Source organism: Acinetobacter sp. CY79 (assembly GCF_059515845.1).
The window spans coordinates 23,736-30,189 of sequence record NZ_JCAKMY010000036.1; the positions used below are offsets into that span (position 1 = coordinate 23,736).

The following is a 6,454-nucleotide window of genomic DNA, read 5'->3' on the forward strand; positions in this document are numbered from 1 at the left end:
GATTATCATTTTTTTTACAAGACTTGCTCAGTTCGTTGTATTTGTCTACAAAACTGACTAGCGAAGCCAAAAAAAAAGGCATAGCATGCGGGGTGCTTGATATCTCACTGCCACTGGATCGGCTCTAAAAGGTAATACCGTTGAAAATCATCATCTCACTCTGCGTTCTCATCAGTTTTTTCTGCACAACATTGTTACATGCAAGCTTACTCAAAATCGATCCACTGAGCGTTGAAGCTGAAGCATGGACGATACTTGATCCGCAATCGGGTCAAATCATTGCTGAACACAATAGTCATGTACAACGTGCGCCTGCATCTCTTACTAAAATGATGGTGGCCTATATCGCATTGAAAGATATACAAGCAGGCAAATTGAATAAGAATGAGATTTTAACGGCGACCCCTGTGGTGAATATCGTGCAGTGGGATGAATCCCAAATGTACTTAAAGCCCAATGAGCTAATCACGGTAGATCAGTTGTTGGCAGGGTTAATCGTGATGTCTGCAAATGATGCTGCTGTGACTTTAGCTGAACGAATTTCAGGAGATATTCCAAAGTTTCTTGCGCGAATGAACCAAGAAGCCAAAGCATTGGGCATGAAGGATACACATTTTTCAAATACCGCAGGTATTTCGATGGATGATCATTTTTCAACTGCACATGACTTGGCTTTATTGGGACAAGCCCTTTCTGTAGAGACTCCTGATTATCTGTATTATTCAAAACAACAAAGCTTTACTTACAACTTACATTTCCACCGCGCGACTAATATTTTACTCAAACAAGATGCAACTGTGGATGGTTTAAAAACTGGATTTACCAAAGCCGCAGGTTATAACCTTGCTTTAACTGCAAATCGTGCCACCACAAACTTTGAGTCACCTAACCGTCGTTTAATTGTGGTGGTTTTGGGTGCTAAAAATGCGCTTAAACGTGCTGAAGTTGCGCACAAGCTGATGAATTTGGCTTATACCTACAGTCGTAATGAAGTCATCATTAAAGATAAGCAACTGATTGCAGAACTGCCAGTCGTCCAATCCACTCTGAAAATGTTCAAGGTTGAATCTAAGCAACCTAAACTTGCCACGACTGCGCTGTACAATCCTGACGCTATGATTGACTTAAATCAGTTTGATAATGTCAGTTATCGCATCATGCAACCTGATCAATTTGGCGTTGTGACTGCAGTCGAACCCTTAACTCAAACAAAAACACACTTAAATGTAGAGCTTGTGAACTCATCATTAACCGCGCCATTAGCCAAAATGGTTCAACTGGCTCAAGTCAACGTTTATCAAGACCATAAACTGATTAAAAGCATCATGATTGAAGATGAAGTTCAGCTTGAGGAAGCCTCTTGGTTTGAAAAAACAATCATTTGGTTTAAATCATTATTTTCAATGGGTGCTGAAAGTCAGGCTAAAATCCATTTATTGAACTAAAAGCAAACTCACCACAGTACATCCCTCTGCTTATAGGAAAGGAAATGAGATTTGTTAAAGAGAAGGAAAAGAGAATCGTACTTTTATTCTGTTTATAATACTGGGGTCGAAATTCAATCCATTAGTTCCTAAAGTACTCAAAATAATAGAGTAATCATTCAATCCCGATCAAATTGATCAACTTTTTATTGTAAATCTGTAACATGTTGAACAATTAAGTCTGATTTAGATAAAAGAGATGGCATATTAATACCATCTCTTTTTTTTATGCTTTTAAATCAAATAATAATAGGTCAATTATGTCAAAAGAAAATCATTCAAAACTTCATCATGTCGTGATTGTGGGTGGTGGTGCAGGCGGTCTCGAACTTGCCACTCAACTCGGTGACACGCTCGGCAAATCTCAAAAAGCAAAAATCACCTTAGTCGATCAAAAGCTGACGCATATCTGGAAACCGCTCTTGCATGAAATTGCTGCAGGCACCATGAATACGCATGATGAAGGAACCCATTATTTTGCGCATTCAGTCAAGCATCATTATGAGTTTGTATTAGGTCGTCTAGAAAATGTTGACCGTGATCAAAAACAGATTATTTTAGCGAAATCTCAAGCATCCAAATATGAACAAAGCAATGAAACCTTGACGCTCAGTTATGACTCATTGATTTTGGCAGTCGGTTCAGTCTCAAATGATTTTAATACCACAGGCGTGAAAGATTTTTGTCACTACCTCGACACACCGACTCAGGCCGAAATTTTCCAGCAAGATTTACTGCATCTGTATTTGGATGCTCAAAACCAAGATCAAGATCGTGAATTACATATTGATGCTCAAAACCAAGATCAAGATCGTGAATTACATATTGGAATTATTGGTGCAGGCGCAACGGGTGTTGAACTGGCAGCAGAACTGGTTCATGCCAAACAAAATTTTTACAAGTATGGTTTAAATAAAATTAACCCTCAAAAAGTGGTGATTAGCCTGATTGAAGGCGCAGATCGAATCTTGCCTGCTTTGTCTGAAAAAATAGCGGAGCATAGCCTTAAACAACTCGAACTGATGAAAGTGAATGTTCTCACTACGAAACGTGTTGAAAAAGTCGATGCTCAACATATTTACTTTAATGATGGCACCAGCATTCCCGCTGAACTTAAAGTATGGGCAGCAGGAATCAAAACACCTAAAGTGATTCAAGAGCTGGAAGGTTTCACCAAAGATCGTATGGGACGTATAGAGGTTTTTGCGACACTGCAAACCAAAGCAGACCCGAATATCTTTGCTTTAGGTGATTGTGCGCATTGTATACTCGATGCTCGTGATCAACCGCTGGGTCCTCGTGCACAAGTAGCCAGCCAGCAGGCAACTTTTATGGTGGAGGCGATCAAAGCGCGTATTAAAGGTAAACCGCAGCCGATGTTTAATTTCTCAGACAAAGGCTCATTGGTTTCTTTAAGTGAAAATAAAGCAGTCGGTGAACTCCTTGGACAGGTCAATGTACAAGGTTTTGTGGCGAAATCGATGTATGTATCACTCTATCGTCTACATCAAGCCACGATTTATGGGTATGCGCATGCAGGATTGTTAACAGCAAAGGATTTTGTCGCACGCAAAATCGCACCCAAAATTAAATTGCATTGAAATCTAAAAATATGCCCCAATCAATGAAAAAACGATCATAAAACATGGCAAAACCATGGAAATTGCATTTTTTTAGCAAATTTAGTCTACAAAAACTGTATTTCACTTTATGATGTACCCTTAAAATATTGTATGGATCATTAACATGACTGTTATTGCAAATGACCTTGTGGTTTCTTTTAACTATAAATTGACGAATGCTGAAGGCGAGACTCTCGACCAATCTCAAGCAGAACCACTTGCATATTTGCACGGTGCTGGAAACATTATTCCTGGTCTTGAAAAAGCATTAGAAGGTAAAGCAGTTGGCGATAAATTCACTGTAGAAGTTCCTGCAGCTGAAGGTTATGGCGAATACAATGCTGATTTAGTTCAAGAAGTTCCAGCAAAAATGTTCCAAGGCGTTGAAAACATCGAAGCGGGTATGCAATTCCAAGCTCAAACTGATGATGGCGTTCAAATCGTAACTGTTAAATCTGTTGAAGGCGAAAACGTAATCGTTGATGCTAACTTCCCATTGGCTGGTCAAGATTTAACGTTTGATGTTGAAATCGTATCAATTCGTGAAGCTTCTCAAGAAGAATTAGATCACGGTCACGTACACGGTGCAGGTGGTCACCACCACTAAGATCATTTGATCTTTATGGTAAAAGGCAAAGTATTTACTTTGCCTTTTTTGTTGCTTCGTTTTTACCTCAACCCGTGACTCTATTCTTTCGGTGAATTTATATTCAGATAGATAAAATCTTTACATTGCATAAACGGTGACTGAATTTAATCTTTATATAATCAAGAAAAGTTCAAAGATTGAAGTTAGACATGCATTTGATTTGGTTTAGACAAGACTTACGTGTTCATGATCAGACGGCTTTGTGGCATGCCTCACAAGCAGGAACAACGATTGCCATTGTTTATCTGACACCTGATCAATGGAAGCTACACGATGATGCCCCAATCAAAATCGATTTTTACCTGAGACAACTCCAACAACTAAAAATCAGCCTTGAACAATACAACATTCCACTATTGGTGAAATCTATTCCGCTTTGGAAAGATATCCCCGCTCACCTTTTAGCATTATGTCAGCAACTAAACATTCAATCTGTCCATGCCAATCAAGAAGCGGGTTTCAATGAAATACAGCGTGATTTAGCTGTTGAGCAATCACTTAAGCACATCGATGTTAGATTCGAGCTATATGATGATCGCACCTTGTTTCCACTTGGATCGATTCGCAATAAATCGAATTTGCCCTATCAAGTCTTTGGTGCATTCAAAAAAAATTGCTATGAACATCTCAGCATCTCCCTACCGACTTGTTATGATTTGCCACAGATTCAAGATGAAATTCGTTTAGATGAAGTCTTAATAGGACCGATTCCTAGCATCCAACAGTTTTATCCTGAATTTAAAAAAAATGAGCATGAACTTGCGGTTGGTGAGCAACACGCTTTGGACGTTTTGAGTCAATTCATTGATGATCAAGTGGAATTCTATAAAGCCGAACGTGACTACCCTGCTCTCAATGGAACAAGTCAACTTTCGACTTATTTAAATGTTGGTGCGATTTCTATCCGCCAATGTCTTCAAGCACTCTTTAGCGCTCAACAAGGGTATTTAAATTTCGATTCCGAAGGTCAGCAAACGTGGCTAGATGAATTGCTTTGGCGTGAATTCTATCAACATATTTTGTATGATTTTCCCAGAGTATCAAAGCATTTACCATTTAGAGAAAATACGCAAAACATCCAATGGCGAGATGCCCCTGAAGACCTCGAAGCTTGGCAACAAGGTTTGACTGGCGTGCCCATCGTGGATGCAGGGATCCGTCAAATGTTAGCAACAGGTTGGATGCACAATCGTGTTCGAATGATTGTTGCGATGTTCCTCAGTAAAAATTTGTTGATTGATTGGCGTCTAGGCGAACGATGGTTCATGCAACATCTCATCGATGGCGACTTAGCTGCCAATAATGGTGGATGGCAATGGTGTGCCTCTACAGGGACTGATTCAGTGCCTTATTTTAGAGTATTTAATCCGATCAGTCAGTCTCAGAAATTCGATGCTGAAGGTGAATATATTCGACGCTGGGTTCCTGAACTTTCACATTTAGATGCCAAAAGTATTCATGATCCTTATGCTAAAAATCCTAATTTAAAATTGGATTATCCAAGACCGATTGTAGATTTAAAACAAAGTCGGATGAGAGCGATAGAGGCATTTAAAGGAATTTAATTTTTTTATTTGATATTCCTTAAGTGAAAAAATCTAAGGCTATTCTTCATGAGAACAGCCTTTTTGAAATATCAATGTAGAGAACAGTTTTGAATGGCTTTGTTGCACAAACCTAGCATGTAAGGCTTATTCAGCAATATAATTTCAAAATGAATAAACCTGCAGCTAAAATCTACCATACAACCAATTGGTCATCCTATAATCGAGCCTTAATTAATCGAGGCAATATTTCCATTTGGTTTGATCCAAAGACTCAGTGGTATGCACAATCACAAGGCAAGCAAGGTCGAAATCAAACCTATTCCGATACAGCGATTCAATGCTGCTTAATGATCAAATCTCTATTTCGACTCTCTTTACGCATGGTTACAGGTTTTGTTCAAAGCCTGATTAAGCTTTGTGGATTAGATTGGACAGCTCCGGATTATTCCACCCTTTGTCGTAGACAGAAGCATATTGATATTGCGATTAGCTATCAAAAAAGTAGTAATGGGCTGCATCTACTTGTAGATTCTACTGGCTTGAAGTTTCTTGGTGAAGGTGAATGGAAATGCAAGAAACATGGGTCTGAATATCGTCGCCAATGGCGTAAGCTTCACATTGCTATAGATGCTAAAACCCTGCAAATACGTGCAGTACAACTCACCACAAATGATGTCAGTGATTCTCAAGTATTTGAAGATTTACTTGCTCAAATTCCCTTGGATGAACAAATTGATTCTGTTTATACAGATGGTGCTTATGACACAAAGCACTGCCGACAACTCATTTTAGATCGAGATGCATATGCGGTCATTCCACCGAGAAAGAATGCAAAACCTTGGAAAGATCAACAAGCGAGGTCTATAGAACGCAATGAGTTATTGAAAACAGTCAAACGGCTAGGAAGATCGCTTTGGAAAAAGTGGTCTGGTTATCATTGTCGAAGTTTGGTGGAAACCAAGATGCATTGCATCAAATTATTAGGCGATAAATTAACATCAAGAAGTTTCCCTAGTCAGGTGAATGAGATTCATGCACGCATAGCGGTCTTGAATAAATTCACAGAATTAGGTCGCCCTCATACCCAAGTTGTCTCTTAAATTTAACTCAATTAGGGTAGCTCTGCCTTTCAAACCTTTGTGCAACAAAGCC

General features: G+C 39.1%; 5 protein-coding genes. All 5 read left to right on the forward strand.

Annotated features, from left to right (window positions below; genetic code table 11):
• The first annotated feature begins 140 nt into the window (after positions 1-140).
• The 5 genes from AC5YCE_RS13460 to AC5YCE_RS13480 all read left to right on the forward strand — a co-directional run bounded on the left by AC5YCE_RS13460 (position 141) and on the right by AC5YCE_RS13480 (position 6,402).
• On the forward strand, positions 141-1,445 hold the full coding sequence (locus AC5YCE_RS13460; RefSeq protein WP_496172381.1) for a D-alanyl-D-alanine carboxypeptidase family protein: 1,305 nt from the start codon (positions 141-143) through the stop codon (positions 1,443-1,445).
• Between the two features lie 299 nt (positions 1,446-1,744).
• Positions 1,745-3,085, forward strand: a complete 1,341-nt coding sequence (locus tag AC5YCE_RS13465; RefSeq protein WP_496172382.1) for an NAD(P)/FAD-dependent oxidoreductase — start codon at positions 1,745-1,747, stop codon at positions 3,083-3,085.
• Positions 3,086-3,230: 145 nt separating this feature from the next.
• The gene (gene slyD / locus AC5YCE_RS13470) at positions 3,231-3,713 is read left to right on the forward strand and encodes a peptidylprolyl isomerase (RefSeq protein WP_496126835.1); all 483 of its coding nucleotides are present in this window, start codon (positions 3,231-3,233) and stop codon (positions 3,711-3,713) included.
• Positions 3,714-3,904: 191 nt separating this feature from the next.
• Positions 3,905-5,320, forward strand: coding sequence for a deoxyribodipyrimidine photo-lyase (gene phrB / locus AC5YCE_RS13475; protein WP_496172383.1), 1,416 nt, complete (start codon positions 3,905-3,907; stop codon positions 5,318-5,320).
• Between the two features lie 149 nt (positions 5,321-5,469).
• Positions 5,470-6,402 carry an IS5 family transposase gene (locus AC5YCE_RS13480; protein ID WP_496171020.1) on the forward strand — a complete coding sequence of 311 codons (933 nt, stop codon included), beginning with the start codon at positions 5,470-5,472 and terminating at the stop codon, positions 6,400-6,402.
• The last annotated feature ends 52 nt before the right edge of the window (positions 6,403-6,454 follow it).

Excerpts from the sequence above, each read along its gene's own strand:
- AC5YCE_RS13465 (WP_496172382.1), top strand. The coding sequence starts at position 1,745 with ATGTCAAAAGAAAATCATTCAAAACTTCATCATGTCGTGATTGTGGGT.
- slyD (WP_496126835.1), top strand. The coding sequence starts at position 3,231 with ATGACTGTTATTGCAAATGACCTTGTGGTTTCTTTTAACTATAAATTG.
- phrB (WP_496172383.1), top strand. The coding sequence starts at position 3,905 with ATGCATTTGATTTGGTTTAGACAAGACTTACGTGTTCATGATCAGACG.
- AC5YCE_RS13480 (WP_496171020.1), top strand. The coding sequence starts at position 5,470 with ATGAATAAACCTGCAGCTAAAATCTACCATACAACCAATTGGTCATCC.